Annotated in this window: 23 protein-coding genes; 5 read left to right on the top strand and 18 right to left on the bottom strand. The window is 63.4% G+C overall.

What is annotated here, in order from left to right; all coding sequences use genetic code 11:
- Window positions 1-83: 83 nt before the first annotated feature.
- On the top strand, window positions 84-1,097 hold the full coding sequence (locus ACELLULO517_RS10025) for an NAD(P)/FAD-dependent oxidoreductase (protein ID WP_227307227.1): 1,014 nt from the start codon (window positions 84-86) through the stop codon (window positions 1,095-1,097).
- Window positions 1,098-1,166: 69 nt separating this feature from the next.
- Here the strand turns inward: ACELLULO517_RS10025 and ACELLULO517_RS10020 are convergent, their stop codons facing one another.
- The 15 genes from ACELLULO517_RS10020 to phnG form a co-directional block, all read right to left on the bottom strand.
- The gene (locus tag ACELLULO517_RS10020; RefSeq protein WP_227307226.1) at window positions 1,167-1,322 is read right to left on the bottom strand and encodes a hypothetical protein; all 156 of its coding nucleotides are present in this window, start codon (window positions 1,320-1,322) and stop codon (window positions 1,167-1,169) included.
- A 167-nt stretch (window positions 1,323-1,489) separates the two neighbouring features.
- Complete coding sequence (locus tag ACELLULO517_RS10015; protein ID WP_227307225.1) at window positions 1,490-3,019, bottom strand: SpoVR family protein; 1,530 nt, start codon at window positions 3,017-3,019, stop codon at window positions 1,490-1,492.
- A complete protein-coding gene (locus tag ACELLULO517_RS10010; protein WP_227307224.1) occupies window positions 3,016-4,296 on the bottom strand; it encodes a YeaH/YhbH family protein in 1,281 nt (426 codons plus the stop codon). The genes ACELLULO517_RS10015 and ACELLULO517_RS10010 overlap by 4 nt, the downstream gene beginning before the upstream one ends.
- 10 nt (window positions 4,297-4,306) lie before the next feature.
- The gene (locus ACELLULO517_RS10005; RefSeq protein ID WP_227307223.1) at window positions 4,307-6,253 is read right to left on the bottom strand and encodes a PrkA family serine protein kinase; all 1,947 of its coding nucleotides are present in this window, start codon (window positions 6,251-6,253) and stop codon (window positions 4,307-4,309) included.
- 276 nt (window positions 6,254-6,529) lie between these two features.
- The gene (locus ACELLULO517_RS10000; protein WP_227307222.1) at window positions 6,530-6,970 is read right to left on the bottom strand and encodes an RbsD/FucU family protein; all 441 of its coding nucleotides are present in this window, start codon (window positions 6,968-6,970) and stop codon (window positions 6,530-6,532) included.
- Window positions 6,971-7,063: 93 nt separating this feature from the next.
- A complete protein-coding gene (locus ACELLULO517_RS09995; protein ID WP_227307221.1) occupies window positions 7,064-7,546 on the bottom strand; it encodes a phosphate-starvation-inducible PsiE family protein in 483 nt (160 codons plus the stop codon).
- 72 nt (window positions 7,547-7,618) lie between these two features.
- Window positions 7,619-8,623, bottom strand: a complete 1,005-nt coding sequence (locus ACELLULO517_RS09990; protein WP_227307220.1) for an alpha/beta fold hydrolase — start codon at window positions 8,621-8,623, stop codon at window positions 7,619-7,621.
- A 60-nt stretch (window positions 8,624-8,683) separates the two neighbouring features.
- Window positions 8,684-9,232, bottom strand: a complete 549-nt coding sequence (phnN, locus tag ACELLULO517_RS09985; RefSeq protein WP_227307219.1) for a phosphonate metabolism protein/1,5-bisphosphokinase (PRPP-forming) PhnN — start codon at window positions 9,230-9,232, stop codon at window positions 8,684-8,686.
- The gene (locus tag ACELLULO517_RS09980; RefSeq protein ID WP_227307218.1) at window positions 9,229-10,365 is read right to left on the bottom strand and encodes an alpha-D-ribose 1-methylphosphonate 5-triphosphate diphosphatase; all 1,137 of its coding nucleotides are present in this window, start codon (window positions 10,363-10,365) and stop codon (window positions 9,229-9,231) included. Before ACELLULO517_RS09980 ends, phnN begins: the two co-directional genes overlap by 4 nt.
- Window positions 10,362-11,078 (bottom strand): phosphonate C-P lyase system protein PhnL, encoded by a 717-nt coding sequence (gene phnL, locus ACELLULO517_RS09975; RefSeq protein ID WP_406566254.1) that lies wholly within the window; start codon window positions 11,076-11,078, stop codon window positions 10,362-10,364. The genes ACELLULO517_RS09980 and phnL overlap by 4 nt, the downstream gene beginning before the upstream one ends.
- Window positions 11,075-11,848: a phosphonate C-P lyase system protein PhnK gene (gene phnK, locus ACELLULO517_RS09970; protein ID WP_227307217.1), complete on the bottom strand. Its 774-nt coding sequence runs from the start codon at window positions 11,846-11,848 to the stop codon at window positions 11,075-11,077. Before phnK ends, phnL begins: the two co-directional genes overlap by 4 nt.
- On the bottom strand, window positions 11,845-12,696 hold the full coding sequence (locus tag ACELLULO517_RS09965; protein WP_227307216.1) for an alpha-D-ribose 1-methylphosphonate 5-phosphate C-P-lyase PhnJ: 852 nt from the start codon (window positions 12,694-12,696) through the stop codon (window positions 11,845-11,847). The genes phnK and ACELLULO517_RS09965 overlap by 4 nt, the downstream gene beginning before the upstream one ends.
- On the bottom strand, window positions 12,693-13,808 hold the full coding sequence (locus tag ACELLULO517_RS09960; RefSeq protein ID WP_227307215.1) for a carbon-phosphorus lyase complex subunit PhnI: 1,116 nt from the start codon (window positions 13,806-13,808) through the stop codon (window positions 12,693-12,695). Before ACELLULO517_RS09960 ends, ACELLULO517_RS09965 begins: the two co-directional genes overlap by 4 nt.
- A gap of 4 nt (window positions 13,809-13,812) precedes the next feature.
- Window positions 13,813-14,385, bottom strand: a complete 573-nt coding sequence (gene phnH, locus ACELLULO517_RS09955; RefSeq protein ID WP_227307214.1) for a phosphonate C-P lyase system protein PhnH — start codon at window positions 14,383-14,385, stop codon at window positions 13,813-13,815.
- Window positions 14,382-14,837 carry a phosphonate C-P lyase system protein PhnG gene (gene phnG, locus ACELLULO517_RS09950; protein ID WP_227307678.1) on the bottom strand — a complete coding sequence of 152 codons (456 nt, stop codon included), beginning with the start codon at window positions 14,835-14,837 and terminating at the stop codon, window positions 14,382-14,384. Before phnG ends, phnH begins: the two co-directional genes overlap by 4 nt.
- Window positions 14,838-14,942: 105 nt before the next feature.
- On the opposite strand from phnG, the gene ACELLULO517_RS09945 reads away from it, so the two are divergent.
- On the top strand, window positions 14,943-16,088 hold the full coding sequence (locus ACELLULO517_RS09945) for an alpha-D-ribose 1-methylphosphonate 5-triphosphate diphosphatase (RefSeq protein ID WP_227307213.1): 1,146 nt from the start codon (window positions 14,943-14,945) through the stop codon (window positions 16,086-16,088).
- Window positions 16,089-16,098: 10 nt separating this feature from the next.
- Here the strand turns inward: ACELLULO517_RS09945 and phnE are convergent, their stop codons facing one another.
- From phnE to ACELLULO517_RS09930, 3 genes are read right to left on the bottom strand one after another with little or no spacing between them, the layout of a single operon-like run.
- Window positions 16,099-16,920 (bottom strand): phosphonate ABC transporter, permease protein PhnE, encoded by an 822-nt coding sequence (phnE, locus tag ACELLULO517_RS09940; RefSeq protein WP_227307212.1) that lies wholly within the window; start codon window positions 16,918-16,920, stop codon window positions 16,099-16,101.
- Window positions 16,917-17,687 carry a phosphonate ABC transporter ATP-binding protein gene (locus ACELLULO517_RS09935; RefSeq protein WP_227307211.1) on the bottom strand — a complete coding sequence of 257 codons (771 nt, stop codon included), beginning with the start codon at window positions 17,685-17,687 and terminating at the stop codon, window positions 16,917-16,919. The genes phnE and ACELLULO517_RS09935 overlap by 4 nt, the downstream gene beginning before the upstream one ends.
- Complete coding sequence (locus tag ACELLULO517_RS09930) at window positions 17,684-18,592, bottom strand: phosphate/phosphite/phosphonate ABC transporter substrate-binding protein (RefSeq protein ID WP_227307210.1); 909 nt, start codon at window positions 18,590-18,592, stop codon at window positions 17,684-17,686. The genes ACELLULO517_RS09935 and ACELLULO517_RS09930 overlap by 4 nt, the downstream gene beginning before the upstream one ends.
- 177 nt (window positions 18,593-18,769) lie before the next feature.
- Here ACELLULO517_RS09930 and ACELLULO517_RS09925 point away from each other — a divergent pair, with 177 nt between their 5' ends.
- From ACELLULO517_RS09925 to ACELLULO517_RS09915, 3 genes are all read left to right on the top strand, one after another.
- Entirely contained in the window at window positions 18,770-19,243 is a 474-nt protein-coding gene (locus tag ACELLULO517_RS09925; RefSeq protein WP_227307209.1) for a YbaK/EbsC family protein, read from the top strand.
- A gap of 264 nt (window positions 19,244-19,507) precedes the next feature.
- A complete protein-coding gene (gene thiC, locus ACELLULO517_RS09920; protein ID WP_227307208.1) occupies window positions 19,508-21,337 on the top strand; it encodes a phosphomethylpyrimidine synthase ThiC in 1,830 nt (609 codons plus the stop codon).
- 39 nt (window positions 21,338-21,376) lie between these two features.
- On the top strand, window positions 21,377-22,024 hold the full coding sequence (locus ACELLULO517_RS09915; RefSeq protein ID WP_227307207.1) for a TetR/AcrR family transcriptional regulator: 648 nt from the start codon (window positions 21,377-21,379) through the stop codon (window positions 22,022-22,024).
- The last annotated feature ends 88 nt before the right edge of the window (window positions 22,025-22,112 follow it).

Raw genomic sequence — 22,112 nt, 5'->3', positions numbered from 1 at the left:
CCCGGACCATGCCCCAAGGCTGGACGGATCGGAAGGCCGCAGCCTATCTACCGGGACTGGCTTGAATAGGGGATGGGCGCAGCATGGCTCAGGTCTTGGATACCGATGTGGCGATCGTGGGCGCAGGCCCGGCCGGGCTTTTCGCCGTTTTCGAATGCGGCATGCTGAAAATGCGCGCGGTGCTGATCGACGCGCTGGATGCCGTGGGCGGCCAGTGCACGGCGCTTTATCCCGAGAAGCCGATCTACGACATTCCGGCCCTTCCCGCGATCGAGGCCGCCGACCTGATCACCAATCTGGAAACGCAGACAGCACCCTTCGACGCGCCACGCCTGCTGGGCCGCCGCGTGACGGGTCTGACTGGCGAGGCCGGCGCCTTCCGGCTTTCCACCGACAAAGGCGACCAAGTCACCGCAAAGGCCGTGATCATCGCGGCCGGCGCGGGCGCCTTCGGCCCCAACCGCCCGCCGATGGATGGGCTGGAGGAGTACGAGGTAACGGGAGGCGTGCAATATTACGTCCGCCGGCGTGAGGATTTTCGCGGCAAGCGCGTGGTGATCGCGGGCGGCGGCGATTCGGCGGTCGATTGGGCGCTGGCGCTGAAGGATATCGCGGCTTCGATTGCAGTCGTGCATCGTCGTCCCAAATTCCGCGCGGCGCCCGAGATGGCGGCGCGGTTGGATGAGGCGGCGGCGGCGGGCGCGATCGACATGGTCATCCCCTATCAGCTGCAGGGGCTGGAAGGGGAGGGCGGGCGCCTGACCGGCGTTGTCGTGGCAACGCTGCAGGGCGAGCAGAAGGTGCTGCCGGCCGATGTGCTGCTGCCTTTCTTTGGCCTGTCGATGGATCTGGGGCCAATCGCGGATTGGGGGCTGGCACTGGAACGCCATCATCTGCCGGTAACGCCGGCAACCTGCGAGACGACGATGCCGGGCGTTTTCGCCATCGGCGACGTCGCGACCTATCCGGGAAAGCTCAAGCTTATTCTTCAGGGTTTTGCAGAAGGGGCGATGGCCGCCCATGCCATTCACCCGATCGTCTATCCGGGCAAGGCACTGCATTTCGAATATTCGACCAGCCAGGGCGTGCCGGGCTGACGCGATAGAATAAAGGCTGCAGCGCGCGCAGGCTCCACGCGCCGCAGCCTTGCTCAGCCGGGATCTGCTCTAACCAAGAACAAGCAGAACGATGATGATGATGACGATGAGGCCAAGCCCACCGCCGAGGCCATAGCCGTAGGATCCGCCGAAGCCGCCGCCAACGAAGCCGTAGCCGCCGCCAAAGAGCAACAGCAGGATCAGAATAATCAGAAGAAGCCGCATGGCCGTTTCCCCCAAGGTGACATTTCTGTAACCCAGTTGGGCGCGGTTTCTCGGCGCGCAAGATGTCTGGCCCGCGTCTGGCTAGGTTGTGACCGAACAGGGCGGGCGCACCTGCGGCAGCGGGTAGACCCGCGCAACGAGTACGCGGACGACAAACATGGGCCAGCTCAGGCGGGCGGGGGATTGGCCGTATGGGTCGAGAGGATGGCCTCGGTCGCCGTATCCACTTCCTGCAGGCGAACCTCATAACCCCACAGGAAGGCGATGTGACGCAGTGTTGCCTCGGCATCGCGCGTCGACAACAGCTCTCCCGGCTTGGTGCGGTGCTGCAGCAGCAGCTTGCGATCGCCGGCCAGATCGACATCGACCACCTGCACATCGGCGTCATGCAGGGCCGGGTCATAGCTTGCGGCCAGGCTGCGGCGGACGGCGCGATAGCCGGCATCGTCATGGATGGCATCGACGACCAGAGCCGAATCCGATGTGTCATCCAGCAGGCGGAACATGCGGAATTGCCGGATGACGGCAGGCGAGAGGTATTGCAGCACGAAACTCTCGTCCCGGAAATTGGCCCAGGCATAGCGTAGCGTGCCGATGGGATCGCCGTTGCCCGCGATGTCAGGGAACCAGCGCCGATCTTCTTCGGTCGGGTCGGCGCAGACACGCTCGATATCGCTCATCATGGCATAGCCGAGCGCATAGGGATTAAAGCCGGGCCCGCCGCCGGGACGATCGAAATCCGGTTGATAGATGACGTTGCTGGTCGAGTGCAGAACCTCCAGGAAGGCCGCGTCGTTGATCTGCCCGGTTTCATGCAGGCGCTGCATGATGCGTTGATGCACCCAGGTGGCGCAGCCCTCGTTCATCAACTTGGCCTGCGGCTGCGGATAGAAATACTGCGCGATGAGACGGACGATGCGGATGATCTCCCGCTGCCAGGATTGCAGGCGCGGCGCCACCTTTTCGATAAAATAGAGCAGGTTTTCCTCAGGCAGGCCGAGGCGCCGGCGGCGTTCCGTTGCGCTATCCGAGGTATGCTTGGGCTTGCTGCCGGGCACCGTGCGCCACAGATCGTCAAACATGCGCTCGTCATGCTCTCGCCGCTCGCGCTCCCGCTTCTGGTCCAATTTCAGATTGAGCGGCCTTGCGCCGCCATGGCGATGCACCCCGTGACGTGACAGCGCGTGGGCCGCGTCGATGACGCGTTCGACGGCCGCGGCGCCATGCTGGTCCTCGCAGGTGGCGATATAGCCGCGCGCGAATTCCAGATAATCGATGATGGCGGAGGCTTCCGTCCATTGCCGGAACAGGTGGTTGTTGCGGAAGAAATGATTATGGCCGAAGGCGGCATGCGCGATGACCAATGCCTGCATGGTCGCGGTATTCTCCTCCATCAGATAGCTGATGCAGGGATTGGAATTGATGACGACTTCATAGGCGAGGCTGGAATAGCCGCGCTTATAGCTCGATTCATGCTGCAGGAAGCGCTTGCCATAGGACCAGTGGCGATAGGTCAAGGGCATGCCATGCGCCGTATAGACATCGAGCATCTGCTCGGCGGTGATGATTTCGATACGGTTGGGATAGACTTCCAACCCCAACTCCTCGCAGGCGATCTTTTCGATCGCATCATAGCTGCGCTGAATGATGGAGAAGTCCCAGTCTGCGCCCTCATAGAGCAGGCGATTTTCAGTCACGCGGCCACCTTGCGAGCGAAGAGTTGGCGAAAGACGGAGAAGATATCGCGCCGGTCGGAGACGCGGCTCATCGCGAGCTTGCTGTCGCGCTGCGCGACAGGGCTATAGCCCCGCCAGAGGTCGGTATCGCCGCGAATGACGGCCATGGTGCCGACTTCGATATAGGCGAAATACTGCACGACCGGCAGGATGTCGTTTTCCAGCATTGCGGTCGATTTCTGGGTGTCGCTGCCGGAATTGTCGCCGTCCGACGCCTGGGCGACATAGATATTCCAGCTGTCCTGCGGATAGCGCTGTTTTTGGATTTTCAGAAACTCGGCGAGCGCGGATGATACGACCGTGCCACCCGTGCGCGGGTCGGTGAAGAAGGTATTCTCGTCCACTTCCTCGGCCGTTTCGGTATGGCGGATGAAGACGAGATCGACATGCTTGTAGCGCCGCTCAAGAAAGACATGGAGCAGCAGGAAGAAACGCTTGGCCAGATCCTTCATCGGTTCGGACATCGAGCCGGAGACGTCCATGAGGCAGAACATCACGGCCCTGGCGCTGGGCTTCGGCACTTGCGTGAAGCGGCGATAACGCAGATCGACCGGGTCGATCCAGGGAATACGCCGCTGGCGCATCAGCGCGGTCGCGAGCGAGTCCTTGAGCGCACGCAGCCGCTCGGGATTGTCCCGGCTTTTTTCGAGTAGGGCGATTTCCTCTTCCATCGCGACAATTTCGGGCGTCTTCGGGCGTTTCAGCCCGATACGCCGCGCCATGGACTGCCGCATGCTGCGGGCCATGTCGATCTGTGACGGAGATCCGTCAACGCTCAGCCCGGTGCGCTGCGGCGCCATGGTCTCGGTCGCGACGATCTGGCTTTTGACGAGATCGGGCAGTTCCAGATCCTCGAAGAAGAGATCCAGAAACTCATCGCGGGTCAGCACGAAGCGGAAGCCGTCCTGCCCATCGCCGTTGCCCTGCCCGCCCTCACCGGCGCCGCCATTGCCCTGGCCGCCGGGCGGCCTCGTCAGACGGTCACCGGTCGAAAACTCCTTATTGCCGGAGAAGACGATATGGCGCTGGCCTTTGGTAAAGACGGTATGGAAGCTCGGTTCGTTCAGGCTATCGGCCGGGATGGTGACGGTCTGATCATGCCCCACCTCCCGAAGCGTTCCCTGATCGATCGCGGCGCGCGCGGCGCGGGCCACGGCTGCCCGCGCCCTTGCCAGCACGCGCTGGCGATTTTCGAGATTCTTGCCGTGCGGATTGCGTCGGCGGTCGATGATCTCCAAGGGCTTTGGCTCACGCTGACTGTTTCACGCGCATATACCACTCCACCAGCCGGCGGACCTGGCGCTCGGTATAACCGCGCGAGGTCATACGGCTGACGAAATCATTATGCTTGCGCTCGGTCTCGTTATCTTTCTTGGAGCCGAAGCTGATGACGGGCAGCAGATCTTCGACCTGGCTGAACATGCGCTTTTCGATGACTTCGCGGATTTTCTCGTAACTGGTCCAGGACGGGTTACGACCACCATTATTCGCCCGCGTGCGCAACGCGAATTTCACGACCTCGTTGCGGAAATCCTTGGGGTTCGCGATGCCCGCCGGCTTTTCGATCTTGGTCAGTTCTCCATTCAAAGACTCACGGTTGAGCATTTGCCCGGTATCCGGATCCTTGAAGTCCTGATCTTCGATCCAGGCATCCGCATAGTCCAGATACCGGTCGAACAGGTTCTGACCATAGTCGCCATAGCTTTCGAGATAGGCCTTCTGTATCTCATTGCCGATGAATTCGGCGTAACGCGATGCCAGTTCATCCTTGATGGTCGCGATATAGGCGGCTTCCGTCTCGGGCGGGAATTGCTCGCGCCGGATCGACTGTTCCAGCACATACATCAGATGCACGGGGTCCGCCGCCACCTCGACCGAGGAATAGTTGAAGGTCTCGGACAGGACCTTATAGGCGAAGCGGGTGGAGATGCCGTCCATCCCTTCGTCGACGCCGGCAGCATCCTTGTATTCCTGCATCGTCTTCACTTTGGGGTCCGTCTCGCGGATATTTTCCCCGTCATAGACGCGCATCTTGGCGAAGGGCCGTGAATTCGCATGCGGCTTGAGACGCGACAGCACGGCGAACCGCGCCAGCATTTCCAGCGTATGCGGCGCGCAGGGTGCCTCGACGAGCGCGGAGCCTGCGATCAGCTTCTCGTAGATCCTGCTCTCCTCGGTCACGCGTAGGCAGTAGGGAACTTTCACGACACAGACACGATCAAGGAAGGCTTCGTTGGTCCGGTTGTTGCGGAAACTCTGCCACTCGGCTTCGTTCGAATGCGCGAGGATGACGCCCTGGAAGGGAATGGCGCCGATATTCTCCGTGCCGATGTAATTGCCTTCCTGCGTCGCCGTCAGCAAAGGGTGCAGCATCTTGATCGGCGCTTTGAACATTTCGACGAATTCGAGCATGCCCTGATTGGCGCGGCTCAACCCGCCGGAGAAGCCATAAGCATCCGGATCGTTCTGGCTATAGGTTTCGAGCTTGCGAATATCGACCTTGCCGACGAGGGCCGAGATATCCTGATTATTGTCGTCGCCCGGTTCCGTTTTGGCGATGGCAACCTGTTTGCGGCGCGACGGGTACAGCTTCACGACGCGGAAACGCTCCAGATCGCCGTCCCATTCCTCCAGCCGTTTCAGCGCCCAGGGGCTGGCAATGCCGGTCAGCACGCGGCGAGGGATATTATAGGTTTCAAGCAGGGTCTGCGCCATGCTGTCAGGATCGAAAAGACCGAGCGGGCTTTCAAACACAGGGCTGATGTCGTCCCCTGCTTTCAGCACATAGATCGGTTCTTTTTCCATCAGCGATTTCAGCCGCTCACCGAGGGAGGATTTGCCGCCGCCGACGGGGCCGAGCAGATACAAAACCTGTTTGCGTTCTTCCAACCCTTGGGCCGCGTGGCGGAAGAAGCCGACGATGCGTTCGATCGTCTCTTCCATGCCATGAAACTCGGCAAAAGCCGGGTACACGCGGATCGTGCGATTGAGGAAAATACGGCCTTGTCGCGATTCTCGCGACGTATCGATGATTTCAGGCTCGCCGATCGCCCGCAGCATGCGTTCCGCCGGGCTTGCATAGCAAAGCGGATCGTCTCGGCAGGCTTTGAGATAGTCCGCAAGGCTCATCTCGACCTCGCGCGTGCGGTCCCGAAGGGTCGCATGCAGCGAGAAGACGTCGTGCGGTTTATCCATAATGCGCTCTCTCCAGCCGTTTTGGGGGGCAGGTGCTGTCGTCAACTCTCCTTTGGCTACAGCCAGTTCAGGAAAGTTTGGCGGCAGCAATTGAGCCTAGCGCAATGGCTTCGGGATTTTCATCAACAACATTTTGTATCGGACAGAGATATTTACGTTTTTCGGTGAAACCGGGCCGATTTCAAAGCCTTGTGATGCGCGTTTTTGCTGCGGCGCGGCGAATGCAGGGGCGACAAATTTGTCGCAACCCGCATCCCCGCGCGCGAACTCGAGTCGTTAGCCTTCGCCGGGACGCAGAACGCCCTTCTTGAGAATGAGATTGCCGTATAGGCGACGCTCGGCTGTCTGAACGACCGCGAAGCAGCCGCGCACTTGCTCATAGAAGGCAAACCGTTCCACGGCGACGACGCCGAACCGGTCTTCGCTGTATTGCTTGACCAGTCCCTCGAACTCCACGCAAACCGGCGCAAGCTCGTCGGGGGCATGAACCTGACGCATGACAAAGGCAGTTTCCTCGACAAAATCGTCGAGCGGCATGAGTTTGAGGATCGCCTCCGACAGATGGGTGGCGGAGACGCCGTCGGCGCGCAGGACGCGCTCCCCCATCGTGGCGGCGGGGAAATTGCAGTCGACGATGGCGATTTCGTCGCCATGACCCATTTCGCGCAAAACGGCGAGAAGGTCAGGGGAGAGAACGGGATCGATGAAACGTAGCACGGCCTTATGGCTCCTTGGCTTGGAAGACTGAGGCTTTATTCTCTACAGGAGAGCCTGGGCGTGGGCTACGCGCCCCGACGCCGCCTGAGGCGTTCAACCAAGCGGTGCGTCGGTCGCCTGATCTTCGTGCGACCGTCGTTCCTGGTCACGCACCAGCCAATAGACCAGACCAAGGGCGAGGATCGCGGCGGCGACCGCGATCGTCTCACCGACATTGATCTCCTTCAGATCGATCACGATGAATTTTCTGAGCGTCGCCAGAAGCCCGATGAGGATGATCGAGCGGATGCGGACGATGCTGGCCTGGCTGGAGGTCACGATGAGGAAGGAGCGTTTGAACTCCAGCCCGATCAGGACGGTGAAGAACATGCCGAAGACCGCCGGATAGACGGACGGATTGGCCGGGTCGAGTTCGCCTGCCTGAATGAGGCCGATCGTCGCCAGAACCAGATGCCAGGTCGCGAAGCCGATGAGGATGACGATGACCAGCGTCAGCACCAGCATGACGATATGCTCGAAGGTCTCATACAGCGTATTGCCGATGAAGCGGCGCAGCGCTGTGTGAAAATCAGCCATAATTCGGAGAGTCCTCGGATGTTGAGGACTTGCCTTAGCCGACCGGACCGGCGGAAGGCACGTTAGGGTCTGTTAATGCTCTAGCCAGTCCCGTACCGCCGCACGCAGGAAAGCCTTCTCCTCCGGCAGGTTGGATGGCGCGCCGGCGACATGGCCCCAGATGCTTGGGATCGGCTTGAGAACGCCGTGTTTCAGGGAGCTTGCCTCGACCGCATTATCCTCGGGCGGGAAATAGAGGTCGGTCTCGCCGGGCATCAGCAGAACCCGCGCCTGGATCGCCGACAAAGCCGCCGTCAGATCCTGCCCGTAGAAATGATTGGCGCTGATATCGCCGGCATACCAGGTGCGAAGCTGGGCATAGAGATCGCTGGCGGCCAGCGAAAAACCCGGTCCCCAATGCTTGTCCAGGAACTCGTCCAGGCTGGCAGCCCCGGTCGAGGACAGATGCAGCCCGGCGCGATACCAGGCCTGGCTCATCGCCCAGCCGGCATAGATGCGGGTGAAGGCGCGACGGGCGGCCAGCGGTTCGGCCGAGAAGCGGCCTTGGCCCAGATGCTCGGGGGCGGCCTCCAGCGTCGCCATCAGGGATGCCAGGAAGACCTGATTATGGGGCGATGTCCGCGCGCTGCCGCAGACGATGATGGCGCGGGCGACGGCTTCGGGCGCGAGTGCTGCCCAGTGATAGGCCTGCTGCGCGCCCATGGAGAAGCCGTAGACCGCCGCCACCTGATCGACACCGAAAACCTCGGCCAGCAGCCGCCGCTGCGCCAGCACGTTATCGGCGGTCGTGACCAGATCCGGGTAGTTTTCCGTATTCGAAGGGCTGGAGGAAAGGCCGTTGCCGAACATATTGGGGATGACGACGAACCAGCGCGCCGGATCGAACAGGCTGTCCGCTCCGATCGCCCATTGCGTGCCGGTATGCTGCGCGCCGTAGCTGGTAGGGTAGACGATGACATTGTCGCGGGCAGGCGAGAGCTTGCCGTAACTGGCCCAGGTGATCTGCGCGTCAGGCAGAATTTTCCCCGACTCCAGCGTGAGATCGCCGAGGCGAAAGACGCCCGTTTCATGGCTCATGCGGCAAGTCCTTTGCGGTGATCCGCCGACCATCGCAAGTCACGCCGCGGATGGAAAGCGTCAGCGACAGAGGGCGGGCTGCAGGTCCTTCAACAACCGCACCAGGGCGCCGATGCCCTCGGCGATACTGCCGTCATTGACGATGCTGTGCAGGCGCTCGGCCTGCAGCGGCACTTCGCGCGACAGCCGCTCGGCGATATCGGCGGCCGTCTCGCGATGCCTGTCGGCGAGGCGCTGGCTGCGCAATGCGATCGGCGCGGTGATTTCCACAACCGCGACCGGGAAGCGCGCGGCGACCTCGGCAATGACAGCGCGGGAGACATTGATGACGACGGTTTGTCCATCGGCGAGCGCGCGCAGATTCTGGGCCGGGACGCCGTAATGCAACCCATGCGCTTCCCAGGTGATCGCGAAATCGCCGGCTGCCTGGCGCGCCAGGAATGCGGGCACGGACGCCGTGTCATGATCCTCATTCGCCGCTTCCCGCGTCACGGTGCGGCGGGCGAAGACGAAGCGCGGATCGTCCTGCAACGCGGCGGCGGCGCCCGCCAGCAGCGTATCCTTGCCGGAGCCTGAGGGGCCGACGACGAGGACCAGAAGCCCGCTCATGCGACGCGTTGGCCCTGGCGCCAGACCGCGACGGCGGCGGCAAGCGAGCCGACGCGGCGCACCTGGACCAGATCGGCGCGCAGACCCGGGGCGATGCGCCCCCGATCGTCAAGCCTCGCCATGCGAGCGGGGCCAGAGGTCACGAAGCCGATGGCCCGGTGCAGCGGCACGCCGCTATCGGCGATGGCGAAGGCCGCTTCCAGCAAAGCGGGGGGCACGTAGTCCGAGGCCAGAGCATCCACGGCATCTGCCGCGATCAGGTCGGCGGCCGAGACATTGCCCGAATGCGATCCGCCCCGGACGATATTGGGCGCGCCGGCGATGACGGTCATGCCCAGCGCCTTCGCGCGCTTGGCGGCCGCCAGCCTCACCGGGAATTCGCTGATGCCGATGCCGTCGGCGACATTGGCCTCGATCTCCTCGATCGTCTCATCATCATGGCTTGCGATGACGAGGTTGCGGGCGCGGACCAGTTCCAGCAGGGCCTGCCGATTGGGCGCGCGCAGACGGGTGCGCTGCGCCTGTAATTCCGCGATCTCCGCATCGACTTGGGCGAGCGAGGTGCCGTCCACCGCGCGGCGTTGCCGGAAACGCTCCAAATCCGCGTATTGGCCGACGCCGGGCGTATGGTCCATCAGGCTGACCATGCGTGTCAGCGGATGATCCAGCACCGGGGCCGCGAGGCGCAGCATATCCGTCGCCGGCATTTCGCAGCGCAGATGCAGCAGGTGATCGGCTTTGAACAATCCGGTTTCGGCGAGTGCCGTCAGATCCGTGACGCCGTCCTGGAAGGTGCGGATGCGATCTTCATTGTCGAAATTGAGATTGCCGACGCAAAGCGCATCGAACACGGTGGTGACACCGGCAACCGCGCATTGCGCGTCATGCGCCAGAAAGGCCGAGCGCGACGGCCAGCGCGCGCCGGGGCGCGGCAGCACCTGCCGCTCCAGATTATCCGTATGCAGGTCGATGATGCCGGGCATCAGAATATCGCCGTCAAGATCGACGGCGCCGGCGGCCACGACCTTGCCGTAGACGATGTCCCGGATCACGCCGTCCTGCACCACGACAGTGCCGCGAAGGCTGTCATCCTCCAGAATGATCGTGGCGTTTGTCAGAACAATCTGGGTCATGCGGCAGCCATCTGGGCGGGGTAAAGTTTAAAAAGACGATCAGCGATGGCGTCGCGCGTCGGCGTATCATGAACGATGCCGAGGATCGCGGTGCCGGCGGCTTTCGCCTCCGCCACCAATCCCACGACCGCGTCACGGTTGATAGCATCAAGTGAGGCGGTCGGCTCATCCAGCAGCAAAATCGGATGGCCGCCGATGAAGCCGCGGGCGAGGTTCACACGCTGCTGCTCGCCACCTGAAAAGGTGGCCGGGGGCAGGCCGTGCAACCGCTCCGGCAGGTTGAGGCGCAGCAGCAGGCTGCGCGCGCGGGTGATCGCCTCCGCGTGATCCGCGCCGCGGATGGTCAGCGCCTCGGCCACGATTTCGATGGTCGGCACGCGCGGCACGACGCGCAGGAACTGACTGACATAGCCGAGCGTATCGCGGCGCACGGCTAGGATGCGGCGGGGATCGGCTTGGGCCAGATCGACCCAATCATCCCGATGACGGATGAGAATGCTGCCCTGGCCGACGCGATAATTGCCGTAAAGGCTGCGCATGAGGGTGGATTTGCCGGCGCCGGACGGCCCTGACAGAACAACGCATTCGCCGGAATTGACGGTCAGCTCGACATTCTCCAGCACCGGCATGGTGGTGCCGCCCTGCAGATGCAGGGTGAAGGATTTGCTGAGGCCATGGGTTTTCAGCATGGGATGGCCGGCCGTGTTCATCATGCCTGAAGCACCGAACTGACGAGAAGCTGCGTATAGGGATGCTGCGGATCGTCCAGCACCTGATCCGTCAGGCCCGTCTCGACCACCTGACCGCGGCGCATCACCAGGATGCGTCCGGCGAGCAGGCGCGCGACCGCGATATCATGCGTCACCAGAATGACGGCGAGGCCGAGGCGGGAGACCAGGGAACGGATAAGGTCAAGCAATCTCGCCTGGACCGAGACATCCAACCCGCCGGTCGGCTCATCCATGAAGACAAGGCGCGGATGGGTCGCCAGCGTGCGGGCAATCTGCAGGCGCTGCAGCATGCCGCCTGAAAAGGTACGCGGCAGATCGTCGATCCGCTGCGGGTCGATTTCGACCTCGCGCAGCCAGTCGAGCGCGGACGAACGGATCGAGCCGTAATGGCGCGCGCCCTGGGCCATGAGACGCTCACCGACATTGCCGCCGGCGGAGACGCCCATGCGCAAGGCATCGCGCGGATTCTGTTGGACGAAACCCCAGTCCGAGCGATGCAAAGCGCGCAGTCGGGGGGCGGCCATGGCGTGGACGTCGTGCAGCGCCAATTCCGGATCGCGGTAGAGAACCTGGCCGTGATCCGGGCTTTCGCTGCCCGAGAGCACTTTCAGCAGCGTGGTTTTACCGGAGCCGCTTTCGCCGACGATGGCCAGAACCTCGCCCGGCCAAAGCGCCATGGAGACATGGTCGAGCGCGCGGATAGACCCGAAATTGAGCTGAAGGTCATGCGCTTCAAGCAGAGGAAGGGTCATGCCGCATCTCCTTCGCTCGCGGCATCGCCGCGTCTGTCCGCGCAGTAATCGGTGTCCGAACAGATGAACATGCGGCCGCCGCGATCATCGGTCACGACTTCATCCAGGTAGCTGTTGGTCGCACCGCAGAGCGTGCAGGCATGGGGTGCGCGGATCAGCGCGAAGGGATGATCGTCGAAATCCAGCGGCCGGACCGTCGTATAGGGCGGCACGGCATAGATGCGCTTCTCCCGCCCGGCGCCGAATAGCTGAAGCGCCGGCATGCGGTTCATCTTCAGCGTATCGAAGGCCGGAATGGGCGAAGGCGACATGAGATAGCGGTCATTCACCATCACCGGATAATCATAGGAGATGGTGACATGGCCGAAGCGCGCGATATCCTCGTACAGCTTCACATGCATGAGGCCGTAATCGGCCAGCGCATGCATCTGCTTGGTCTCCGCCCGGCTCGGTTCCAGCTTCGCCAGCGGTTCCGGCAACGGCACCTGATAGACGAGAATTTGATCATCCCGCAGCGGCGTTTCCGGAATGCGGTGGCGGGTCTGAATGACGCTGGCATCCCTTGTCCGCGTTGTGGTTTCAACCCCGGCGACGCGGGAGAAGAAGCGCCGGATGGAAACAGCGTTCGTCGTGTCATCCGCACCTTGGTCGATCACCTTCAGCACGTCGTCCGCGCCGAGGATAGCGGCCGTCACCTGAATGCCGCCGGTGCCCCAGCCATATGGCAGCGGCATTTCCCTTGCGCCGAAGGGCACCTGATGGCCGGGGATCGCGACCGCTTTCAGGATGGCGCGGCGGATCATGCGCTTGGTCGGCTCATCCAGATAGGCGAAGTTATAGCCGTTCATAGCGGCTCTCCCGCGGCATCCGTAGAATTTTGAGATGTGCGCCGGATCTCGCGGATCGTTTCGAGTTCACTTTGGAAATCCACGTAATGCGGCAGCTTCAGATGTTCGACGAAGCCGGTCGCCTCGATATTGTCGCTGTGGTACAGGACAAATTCAATGTCCTGCGCGGGCGCCGTTGCGTCCTCCCCCAATTCCTCGGCGCGCATGGCGCGGTCAACCAGCGCCATGCCCATGGCCTTGCGCTCGCCATGGCCGAAACACAGCCCATAGCCGCGGGTGAATTGCGGGGGTTCCGTCTTAGACCCGCCGAATTGATTGACCATCTCGCATTCGGTAAGCGTGATGCGACCGATATCGATGGCGAAGCCGAGCTCGGGCGGTTCGATTTCGACCGAGACATCGCCCATGCGCAACTCGCCGACGAAGGGATGGCTATTGCCGTAGCCGCGCTGGGTGGAATAGCCGAGGGCGAGCAGAAAGCCTTCGTCGCCACGGGCGAGCGCCTGCAGCCGGATATCGCGTTCGGCCGGAAAGGACATGGGCTCACGCGTGATGTCACCCGGCGTCGCGTCGCTCTGCGGTTCTGCGCCCATCAGCCCTTCGGCGTGGAGCATGTCGAGCACGCGCGGCGTCACGGCCGGCGGTGTCTGATCCGGCTCGGCAGGCGGCAGCGGTGCCGCCGGCGCCACGCCGCTATCGGCTTCGGCCGCGAGTGCGAAATCCAGCAGGCGATGCGTGTAGTCATAGGTCGGGCCTAGCACCTGGCCGCCCGGCAGATCCTTGTAGATCGCCGAGATCCGACGATGGATCAGCATCGCGCTCGTCTCCACCGGCAGGGAGGAGGCGAAGCGCGGCAGCGTGGTGCGGTAGGCGCGGAGCAGGAAGGCGGCCTCGATCAGATCGCCCTGCGCCTGTTTGACGGCGAGTGCGCCGAGATCGCGGTCATAGCAGGAGCCTTCGGCCATGACGCGATCGACGGCGCGGCCGAGCTGCTCGGCGATCTGGTCGGTCTTGATTTCAGGAACGGTCGGCGCTCCACGCCGGACGCGCGCGAGCCAGTCATGAGCGGCGTCGATCGCACGCTCACCCCCTTTGACGGCAACATAAGCCATTGTTTCAGCCTTCCCCGATCCTGACGCTACGCGGCAGGGCACAGAATGAAGAACCCGCACAAAGCAGCAGATCGATACCACGCGGGAAAATGCGGTGGTTCTGCTCCCATTGGGCAACGAAATCCGCGGGCAGGCCCTGCGGTGCAATGACGATCGGCGTCTCCAGCCCCGGCCCGTAGAGGGTCAGCTTCTTGCCGCCTTCAAGGGAAGGCACCTGGAGGATGATGGTCGCACCGGTTTCCGGCGCGGCGTCCGTGCCGGCAAAGACCTCGGCCAGCGGCGGCAGCCTCGTCGTGCATAGGAAAGCGGCCGAGCCGATATCCGTCGCACGCACCACGCCGGCATGAAAGGCCAGCCAGTCCCAGCTATCGGCCAGGGGCTCGTCCAGCCAGAGCGAGACTTCGGCATCGACCAGCGTCAGCAGCACGGCGGCCGTGGCGGGGGTCAATGGTGGCGCGGCGACGGGGTTGGCGAGCGTGACGATCTGGCCGGGGCTGGACATGGTGCGCAGCACCAGGCGGAAGCAGGCCTGCGCCTCGGCGACGGGATCGATAAAGCCGGGTTTTTCGAGCGTCATGACCGCATCGTCGCCAAAGTGAAGAAATCGACGCGCGTGGCCTCGGCCTCGGCGCGTATCGTATTGTCTGCCTGGACCAAGGCCTCGGCCAAGGGCGCGATGACGCGCGCCTCAAGCCCAGCGCCGTCTTCGGGGTCCTGCAAGGCCGCATCGAGTGCGGCCGCCAGTTCCGCCTTCTGGCCGTCGCGCCCGGCGATATAGGCATGGCCGATCTGGCCCCGCGCATTGCGGATGGTGCAGCGCGTAACCGTCATCTCTCCGAGATTGAAGGGCGCGCCGCTGCCGCCCATACGACCACGCACCATAACGAGACCGGCTTCCGGGCCGCGCAGACGGGTGTGGTCCGGCAAGGCGGGTTCTGCCGATAGTTGTGCCTCGATCGCCGAGCGGTCAGCCCGGGCAAGGGTCGCCATCCATGTGCGGCGGCGGTTCAAGAAGTCCTGTGTCAACATCGTCACCCAGAATTCATCTAGACGTCTAGACATTACGACCGGCCCGGCTAAAGTCAATGACAATCGATTGACATCGATCGGGCGACGAAAAAGGAAGGCTAAGTCATGGAACTTGCGATCACCGGCGGACGGGCATTGCTGTCCGACCAAGGTCTGGTTACCGCCGATATTGGTGTGCAGGACGGCGTCATTGCCGAGATTTCCGGCCCCGAACGACGCTTCGACGCCACGGGTCTGCTGGTTCTGCCCGGTATCATCGACCTGCACGGCGATGCCTTCGAACGGCAAGTGCAGCCGCGTCCCGGCGTCAGCTTCCCGATGGATCTGGCGGTGGCCGAGACCGAGGCGCAACTGCTCGCCAATGGCATCACCACGACCTTCCATGGCGTGACCTTGTCCTGGGAGAAGGGGCTGCGCAGCGCCGAAACCTGGACCAGCCTGCTGGCGGCGCTGGCCGCAAACCGCCCGCGTCAGAGTTGCGACATGCGCATCCATCTGCGCTGGGAGGCCTTCAATCTGCCGGCGCTCGACCTCGCGCTCGCAGCGATCGAACAGGGGGCGGTCCATCTGCTCGCCTTCAACGACCATACGCCCGGCATTCTGCGAAAGATGGCCGACGCGGCGACCGGGGCGAAATACAGCGAGCGTGCGGGCATGAAGCTTGACGCCTTCCGCGACCTTGCCAATGCCATCGGCACGCGCGCCGATGAGGTGCCGGCGGCCTTGGCCCGCATGGCCGAGGCAGCCCAGCGCGCCGGCATTCCGATGGCGAGCCATGATGACGCGCGTGTCGCGGATCGTGACGCCTTTCGCGCGATGGGCGCTCGCATCTCGGACTTCCCGATGAGCACCGAGGTCGCAAAGGCAGCGACCGAGGCCGGCGACAGCGTCATCATGGGCAGCCCCAATGTCGTGCGCGGCGGATCGCATATGGGCTGGTCGGGCGCGGCCGAGACGGTCGAGGCCGGTTTCTGCCAGATCCTGACGAGCGATTACTTCTACCCGGCGATGCTGCGGGCGGCTTTCATCCTGGCGGACCGTCACGGCCAGGATGGTCTGGCGGCGCGCTGGGCGCTGATTTCGGCCAATCCCGCTGCCGCCGCGGGCCTGACCGATCGTGGCCGGATCGCACAGGGTCTGCGCGCCGATATGGTGATCGTCAGCCGGGACCCGGCGCCGCATGTGGTCGCCACGATCGCGGGCGGCAAGCTGGCCTATCTCTCGGCCGAAGGCGCTGCCCGCCTGCATTGATGCGGGGCCGTTACGCAATCCGCTGCCGCAAGGCAGCGGAGATGCGCTCCACGCCCACCACGATGATGAAGGTCAGGATCAGCAGCATGGACACGGTGCGATACTGAAACAGGTTCATCGCCGTCAGTAGCTGGAAACCGATGCCGCCGGCGCCCACGAAGCCGAGGATAAGGGATGAGCGGATATTCTCGTCCAGGCGATAGAGCGTGATGCCGAGCAGCGAGGGCATGACCGTCGGCACGACGGCATGGCTGAAGACGGCCAAGCGGCCGGCGCCGGTCATGGTCAGTGCCTCCACCGGTCCCATGTCGATATCCTCGATGGTTTCGGCAAACAGCCGCCCCATCATGCCCAGGCTATGGATGACGATGGCGAGCGCGCCGGGAAACGGCCCGAGGCCGACGGCGGTCACGAAAATCAGTGCCCAGACCAGATCTGGCACCACGCGGGCGAGAGCGATGAGGCCGCGCGACAAAAAATAGAGCGGCTTGGCCGGCGTGGTATTGCGGGCCGCGAGCAGCGCGACCGGCAGTGCGAAGACGAGGGCGATGGCGGTGCCGAACAGGCCCATGTCGATCGTCTCAAGCGCCGGCCAAAGCGCATCCGGCAGGCCTGCGAAATCCGGCGGAAAGGACCGGCGCAGAATATCGGCGATACCGGCGGCCCCCGTGATCAGATCCTGCGGCCTTGCGTGGACAACGATCGCGGATTGCAAAAACAGCGCGATGCCGAGAAAAATGAACAGGAAGGTGAGCGGGTTCAGGCGCCGGCGGGGCATCGCAGAACCCTTCTCGGACGGGGCCGGCACCGTCTTCAGTGCGAAACCATTCATGCGGGCAATGCCTCCGGCGCGGGCTTGGTGTAGAGGGATGAAACATCAACCTCCTGCACATCCGCTGGCTTCTGGTCGAACTGGACGCGGCCGCCCTTCATGCCAAGGATACGGTCGGCGTGGCGGCGGGCGAGATCGGGCTGATGCAGCACGCACAGCACGCCGAGCCCGTCTTCATGGGCCAGACGCCGCAGCAGGCCCATCAATTCTTCGGAAGCTTCAGGGTCCAGACTTGCCACCGGCTCATCGGCCAGCAAAGCCAAAGGCCGTTGGGCCAGGGCGCGGGCCACGGAGACGCGTTGCGCCTGACCGCCCGAAAGCGTGCCGGCGCGTTGCTCGGCAAAGCTGCCGAGGCCGACTTCCTCCAGGCAACGCTGCGCGAAGGGGCGTTCGGCCTTCGGCAGAAGGCCCAAAGCGGTCTTCCAGTTGCGATGGCGGCCGAGCGTGCCGGTCAATACATTGGCGATGACGCTGCGGCGTTTCACGAGATTGGCGTTCTGAAACACCATGCCAAGCGCCATGCGCGCTTCGGCGAGCGGACGACCCGCAAGGGCCGTCATCGGCTCGCCCGCGACATGGACCTGCCCGGCGGTCGGCTGCAATATGCCGGCGACGCAGCGGAGCAGCGTCGATTTGCCACAGCCATTGGCGCCAAGAATGACGACCAACTCGCCGGCATTCAGCGTGAGGCTTGTATCCGTCAAAGCCATGCGCCCCGTGGGGTAGCGCATGGCCAGACCGGAAACCTCAATAAGCGGTTTGCTCACGAAGCCAGCTTGGCAAGGTCAAGATGCAGCACCGTCACAAGGCTACGGATGCCGTCAAAGGCGGAGTCGTTGATCGGGATATAGCCGTTCCCGGAAAGACCGACGACCTTGCGCTCGGCGGCAGGGATGCTGCTGAGGTCGAGATGCGCAAGCACATCGCTCAGCTTCGCCTTGAAGGCCGGCGGCAGGTTATCACGCACGGTGATCGGATCCTGCGGGATGGGCTGGCTGGTCCAGAGGACGACGAAGTCCTTCGGATCGTAGATGCCGGCATAGGTCGCGGACAGGATCTCGGGGCTGTTCATCTCACCGGCCTGCACCTTGTGATGCAGAAGGGCTTCGTAGCTGGCCGTATGGCTGCCGGCATAGATCGCGGTGACGCCGTGGTCCGGATCGATCCCGGCGGATTTCAGCGCAAAGGCCGGGAAGAGATGGCCGGAGGTCGAAGCCGGATCGGAATAGGCAAAGGTATGGCCGGCAACGCCCTTCAAGGTGGTGATGCCGGAATTCGGCCAGGTGACGACGCTGGCGGTATAGGTGTCGGGCTCGCCTTTGGCATTCGCATAGGTGGAAACGGCTTCGGCACCGGCGAGCTGGTGAGCGAGGACATAGCTCAGCGGGCCGAATTCAGCGGCATCGACCTTGCCGGCGCGCATGGCTTCGATGGTCGCATTGTAGCTGGTGCCGACTTCGAGATCGACCGGGCAACCCATCTGGACGCTGATCAGGTGGGCGATCTTGTGATACAGCGGCACGAAGGCGGCCGAGGCATCGGACGGGATGACGCCGTAACGGATGACGCCGTTCGGGCAGGGGCTGGCGGCTTGTGCCGCGGCGCCGGTCGCGATCAAGGACGCCAAGCCGAACAGCGCCGTGCAGGCGGCGCCCTGGAGCAGTTTGCGCATAGTGACGGATTCCTTCGCATCGGCGCCTTGTGACGGTGGGCGCGCGGTTGCTGGCTCTCTAGCCCGAAGATCCCTCAATCTTTTTGACATCTAGATGAATAAGGCGTGACGGCCGCCGGTTGCGGTCGGCGGTTCTACACGGGATAGTTTTTCGGTGGTCGTATAAGGGTGGGACGAATGACTGTTGAGGCTGTGCGTCGCTTTCTGGCGGAGAAGGCTCCGGATATCGCCGTCATCGAGCTTGAGAGCGTGACGGCGACGGTGGCGCAGGCGGCGGAGGCGCATGGCGTGGCGCCGGCGCAGATCGCCAAGACCTTGAGCTTGCGCGTCGGCGACCGGCCGCTGCTGATCGTGACGAGCGGGACAACGCGCCTGGATAACCGCAAGGCGAAGGCCATTCTGGGCGGCAAGCCGCGCATGCTGAACGCCGAGGAGGTGGTGGAGATGACCGGTCATCCGATCGGCGGCGTCTGCCCCTTTGGCCTGCCGCACCCGCTGCCGGTCTATTGTGATCTCTCCTTGCAGGCTTTCGCCGAAGTCGTGCCGGCGGCGGGTTCCATCAACGCGGCTCTGCGCATTTCGCCGCAGCGTCTGGCCGAGCTTGTCGGCGGGCAATGGGTCGATATCTGCGAAGCCCCGCCGGAGGGCTGACGCCAGGCTTGTTGACAGCCCTGCCGACGCGGGCTCATGCTTCCGATTACCAAGGGGGGCCCCCATCAAGGGGCTGAGATACCGCTGGCGCTTCCGGATGGAAGGCAGCGCGGTGACCCTGCCGGCAAGCCTTCGGGTGCGCCGGGGAACCTGATCCGGATTATGCCGGCGGAGGGACTGGTACGGTGAAGGCAGGCGCCCTTATTCTATCGATTGTGCCCTTGTTTTCGGCCGCTCCATCTTCTCGCTCGGTGAGGAGGTGTTATGCCCGACAATCATCTGGCGCCCCTTGCCCTGTCTGTCACAACAGGACCGATAACGGGGTCGCAAAAGCGCTATTCCGCGCCTGAGACTTTTCCAGATTTGCAAGTCCCGTTCAGGGAGATCGCGCTCGACCCGAGCGCAGGCGAAGATCCTGTGCGGGTCTATGACACATCGGGGCCTTATACCGATGTGAGTGTGGCGATCGATCTTGCCGCAGGCCTGCCGAAGCGGCGGGACGGCTGGTTCGCAAAGCGTGGCTTTGCGCCGGCCGTGCCGCGCGACGTGAAGCCGGAAGACAATGGCTTTGCGGAAGGGCGCTTTCTCGTCGCACCTTGTCCCGCAGAGCATGTCGTCAGGGATGGTGAGGCTGCGTCCTTCGTCACGCAGCTGGAATTCGCTCGTGCCGGCATCATCACCGAAGAAATGCGCTATGTGGCGCACCGGGAAAACCTCGGCCGTTCGCAGCCCTTGCATGACGCCGCACTGCGCCGGGCGGATGGCGAGGATTTCGGCGCGTCCATTCCGGATTTCATCACGCCCGAATTCGTGCGCGCTGAAATTGCCGCCGGCCGCGCCATTATCCCCGCCAATATCAATCACCCGGAACTGGAACCGGTGATCATCGGCCGCAATTTCCTGGTCAAGGTTAATGCCAATATCGGCAATTCGGCGGTGACATCCTCAGTGGCCGATGAGGTGGAAAAGTTGGTCTGGGCGACGCGCTGGGGCGCGGATACGGTCATGGACCTGTCAACCGGCCGCAATATCCACAATATCCGTGGCTGGATTATCAGAAACGCTGCCGTGCCCATCGGCACCGTGCCGCTGTATCAGGCGCTGGAAAAGGTGGATGGCGAGCCGGAGCGGCTGAGCTGGGCGGTGTTCCGCGATACGCTGATCGAACAGGCGGAGCAGGGGGTGGATTATTTCACCATCCATGCCGGCGTGCGCCTGCATCATGTGCCGCTGACAGCCAAGCGCGTGACGGGCATCGTCTCCCGCGGGGGATCGATCATGGCGCGCTGGTGTCTGGCGCATCACCGCGAGAGCTTTCTGTATGAGCATTTCGCCGAGATCTGCGACATCATGCGACGCTATGACGTCTCCTTCTCGCTCGGTGACGGTCTGCGTCCGGGCTCGATCGCGGACGCCAATGACGCGGCGCAATTTGCCGAGCTGGAAACCTTGGGCGAACTCACGAAAATCGCCTGGGCCAAGGGTTGCCAGGTCATGATCGAAGGCCCCGGCCATGTGCCGATGCACAAGATCAAGGTGAATGTGGAGAAGCAGCTGCGCGAATGTGGCGAAGCGCCCTTCTATACGCTGGGGCCGCTGACGACCGATATCGGCGCGGGTTACGACCATATCACCTCCGCCATCGGGGCCGCGATGATCGGTTGGTTCGGCACGGCGATGCTATGCTACGTGACGCCCAAGGAGCATCTGGGGCTGCCGAACCGCGACGATGTGAAGACCGGCGTCATTACCTATCGCATCGCGGCCCATGCGGCGGATCTCGCCAAGGGCCATCCGGCGGCCCAGATTCGCGATCATGCGGTCAGCCGCGCGCGCTTTCAGTTCCGCTGGCAGGATCAGTTCAACCTGTCTTTGGACCCGGACACCGCGCGGGCCTTCCATGACGAGACGCTGCCGAAGGAGGCGCATAAGACCGCGCATTTCTGCTCCATGTGCGGGCCGAAATTCTGCTCCATGCGGATTTCCCAGGATCTGCAGGCGGAGGCCGAGCGGCTTGCGGGGCTGGACCAGAAAAGCGAGGAGTTCCGGGATCGCGGCGGCAGCCTTTACCTCACGGAAAGCCAGAGCGTCTGAGGGCGTGCCAAACCGCCCATCTTGTCGTAAGGGGCGGGAATGAACTGGTCTGGTCAAAGGCGGGGCTATCACCACGGCAATCTGCGCGAAGCGCTGATCGAAGCGGCGCAAGTGTTGATTGCCGAAGGGGGGCCTGCGGCTTTCACCATAGCTGAGGCGGCGCGGCGGGCGGGCGTCAGTCCCGCCGCGCCCTATCGCCATTTTCGGGATGCCGAAACCCTGCTCGCCGAAGTGGCGCTGCGCGGTTACGAGCACCTGGCGGAGGCGCTGCTGCGCGCCTGGGCCGGCGGTCGGCCGACGCCTGTGCGCGGGCTGGAAGCCATCGGCCGCGCCTATCTCAATTTCGCGCGCAGCGAACCGGCCTTTTATGCCGCGATGTTCGAGGCAAGGCTCAACCCCGAAAACCATGCCGGCCTGCTCTCCGCCAGCGAGCGCGCTTTTGCGGTGATGCGCGAGGCGGCGGAGGCCGTCGCATCTGGTCTGCCGAAGGGCGAGCGACCGCCGCCGCTGATGGTGGCTTTGCATCTCTGGGCCATGGCGCATGGGGTCGCGGCGCTGTTCGGGCGACGGGACGGCAGCCGCCGCACATTGCCGATGTCGCCGGACGATCTGCTGGAAGCCGGTATCCTCGTCTACCTGCAAAGCCTCGGCCTGGCGGGCGGCAGCCTCGCCGGCGGCAGCCGATAGTCCCAGTGCCGATCAGCAACCTTCTTGACGCTGTCGCCATTCGATCCTAATGTAAATGTGCCTTACATTAACATGGAGCCTAAAACCT

Source organism: Acidisoma cellulosilyticum (assembly GCF_020621385.1).
GTDB lineage: Bacteria > Pseudomonadota > Alphaproteobacteria > Acetobacterales > Acetobacteraceae > Acidisoma > Acidisoma cellulosilyticum.
The sequence above is the reverse complement of the archived record's forward strand: the minus strand, read 5'-3'. Positions and strand labels throughout refer to the sequence as shown.

Bases quoted from the DNA above. Each gene is read 5' to 3' on its own strand.
- ACELLULO517_RS09925 (WP_227307209.1), top strand. From the start codon at position 18,770: ATGACTGTTGAGGCTGTGCGTCGCTTTCTGGCGGAGAAGGCTCCGGAT.
- phnE (WP_227307212.1), bottom strand. From the start codon at position 16,920: ATGAATGGTTTCGCACTGAAGACGGTGCCGGCCCCGTCCGAGAAGGGT.
- phnL (WP_406566254.1), bottom strand. From the start codon at position 11,078: ATGATGAACACGGCCGGCCATCCCATGCTGAAAACCCATGGCCTCAGC.
- ACELLULO517_RS09990 (WP_227307220.1), bottom strand. From the start codon at position 8,623: ATGAGCCATGAAACGGGCGTCTTTCGCCTCGGCGATCTCACGCTGGAG.
- ACELLULO517_RS09960 (WP_227307215.1), bottom strand. From the start codon at position 13,808: ATGGCTTATGTTGCCGTCAAAGGGGGTGAGCGTGCGATCGACGCCGCT.
- phnH (WP_227307214.1), bottom strand. From the start codon at position 14,385: ATGACGCTCGAAAAACCCGGCTTTATCGATCCCGTCGCCGAGGCGCAG.
- ACELLULO517_RS09965 (WP_227307216.1), bottom strand. From the start codon at position 12,696: ATGAACGGCTATAACTTCGCCTATCTGGATGAGCCGACCAAGCGCATG.
- ACELLULO517_RS09930 (WP_227307210.1), bottom strand. From the start codon at position 18,592: ATGCGCAAACTGCTCCAGGGCGCCGCCTGCACGGCGCTGTTCGGCTTG.
- ACELLULO517_RS09945 (WP_227307213.1), top strand. From the start codon at position 14,943: ATGGAACTTGCGATCACCGGCGGACGGGCATTGCTGTCCGACCAAGGT.
- ACELLULO517_RS09915 (WP_227307207.1), top strand. From the start codon at position 21,377: ATGAACTGGTCTGGTCAAAGGCGGGGCTATCACCACGGCAATCTGCGC.
- ACELLULO517_RS10005 (WP_227307223.1), bottom strand. From the start codon at position 6,253: ATGGATAAACCGCACGACGTCTTCTCGCTGCATGCGACCCTTCGGGAC.
- phnN (WP_227307219.1), bottom strand. From the start codon at position 9,232: ATGAGCGGGCTTCTGGTCCTCGTCGTCGGCCCCTCAGGCTCCGGCAAG.
- ACELLULO517_RS10025 (WP_227307227.1), top strand. From the start codon at position 84: ATGGCTCAGGTCTTGGATACCGATGTGGCGATCGTGGGCGCAGGCCCG.
- ACELLULO517_RS09995 (WP_227307221.1), bottom strand. From the start codon at position 7,546: ATGGCTGATTTTCACACAGCGCTGCGCCGCTTCATCGGCAATACGCTG.
- thiC (WP_227307208.1), top strand. From the start codon at position 19,508: ATGCCCGACAATCATCTGGCGCCCCTTGCCCTGTCTGTCACAACAGGA.
- phnK (WP_227307217.1), bottom strand. From the start codon at position 11,848: ATGACCCTTCCTCTGCTTGAAGCGCATGACCTTCAGCTCAATTTCGGG.
- phnG (WP_227307678.1), bottom strand. From the start codon at position 14,837: ATGTTGACACAGGACTTCTTGAACCGCCGCCGCACATGGATGGCGACC.
- ACELLULO517_RS09980 (WP_227307218.1), bottom strand. From the start codon at position 10,365: ATGACCCAGATTGTTCTGACAAACGCCACGATCATTCTGGAGGATGAC.
- ACELLULO517_RS10020 (WP_227307226.1), bottom strand. From the start codon at position 1,322: ATGCGGCTTCTTCTGATTATTCTGATCCTGCTGTTGCTCTTTGGCGGC.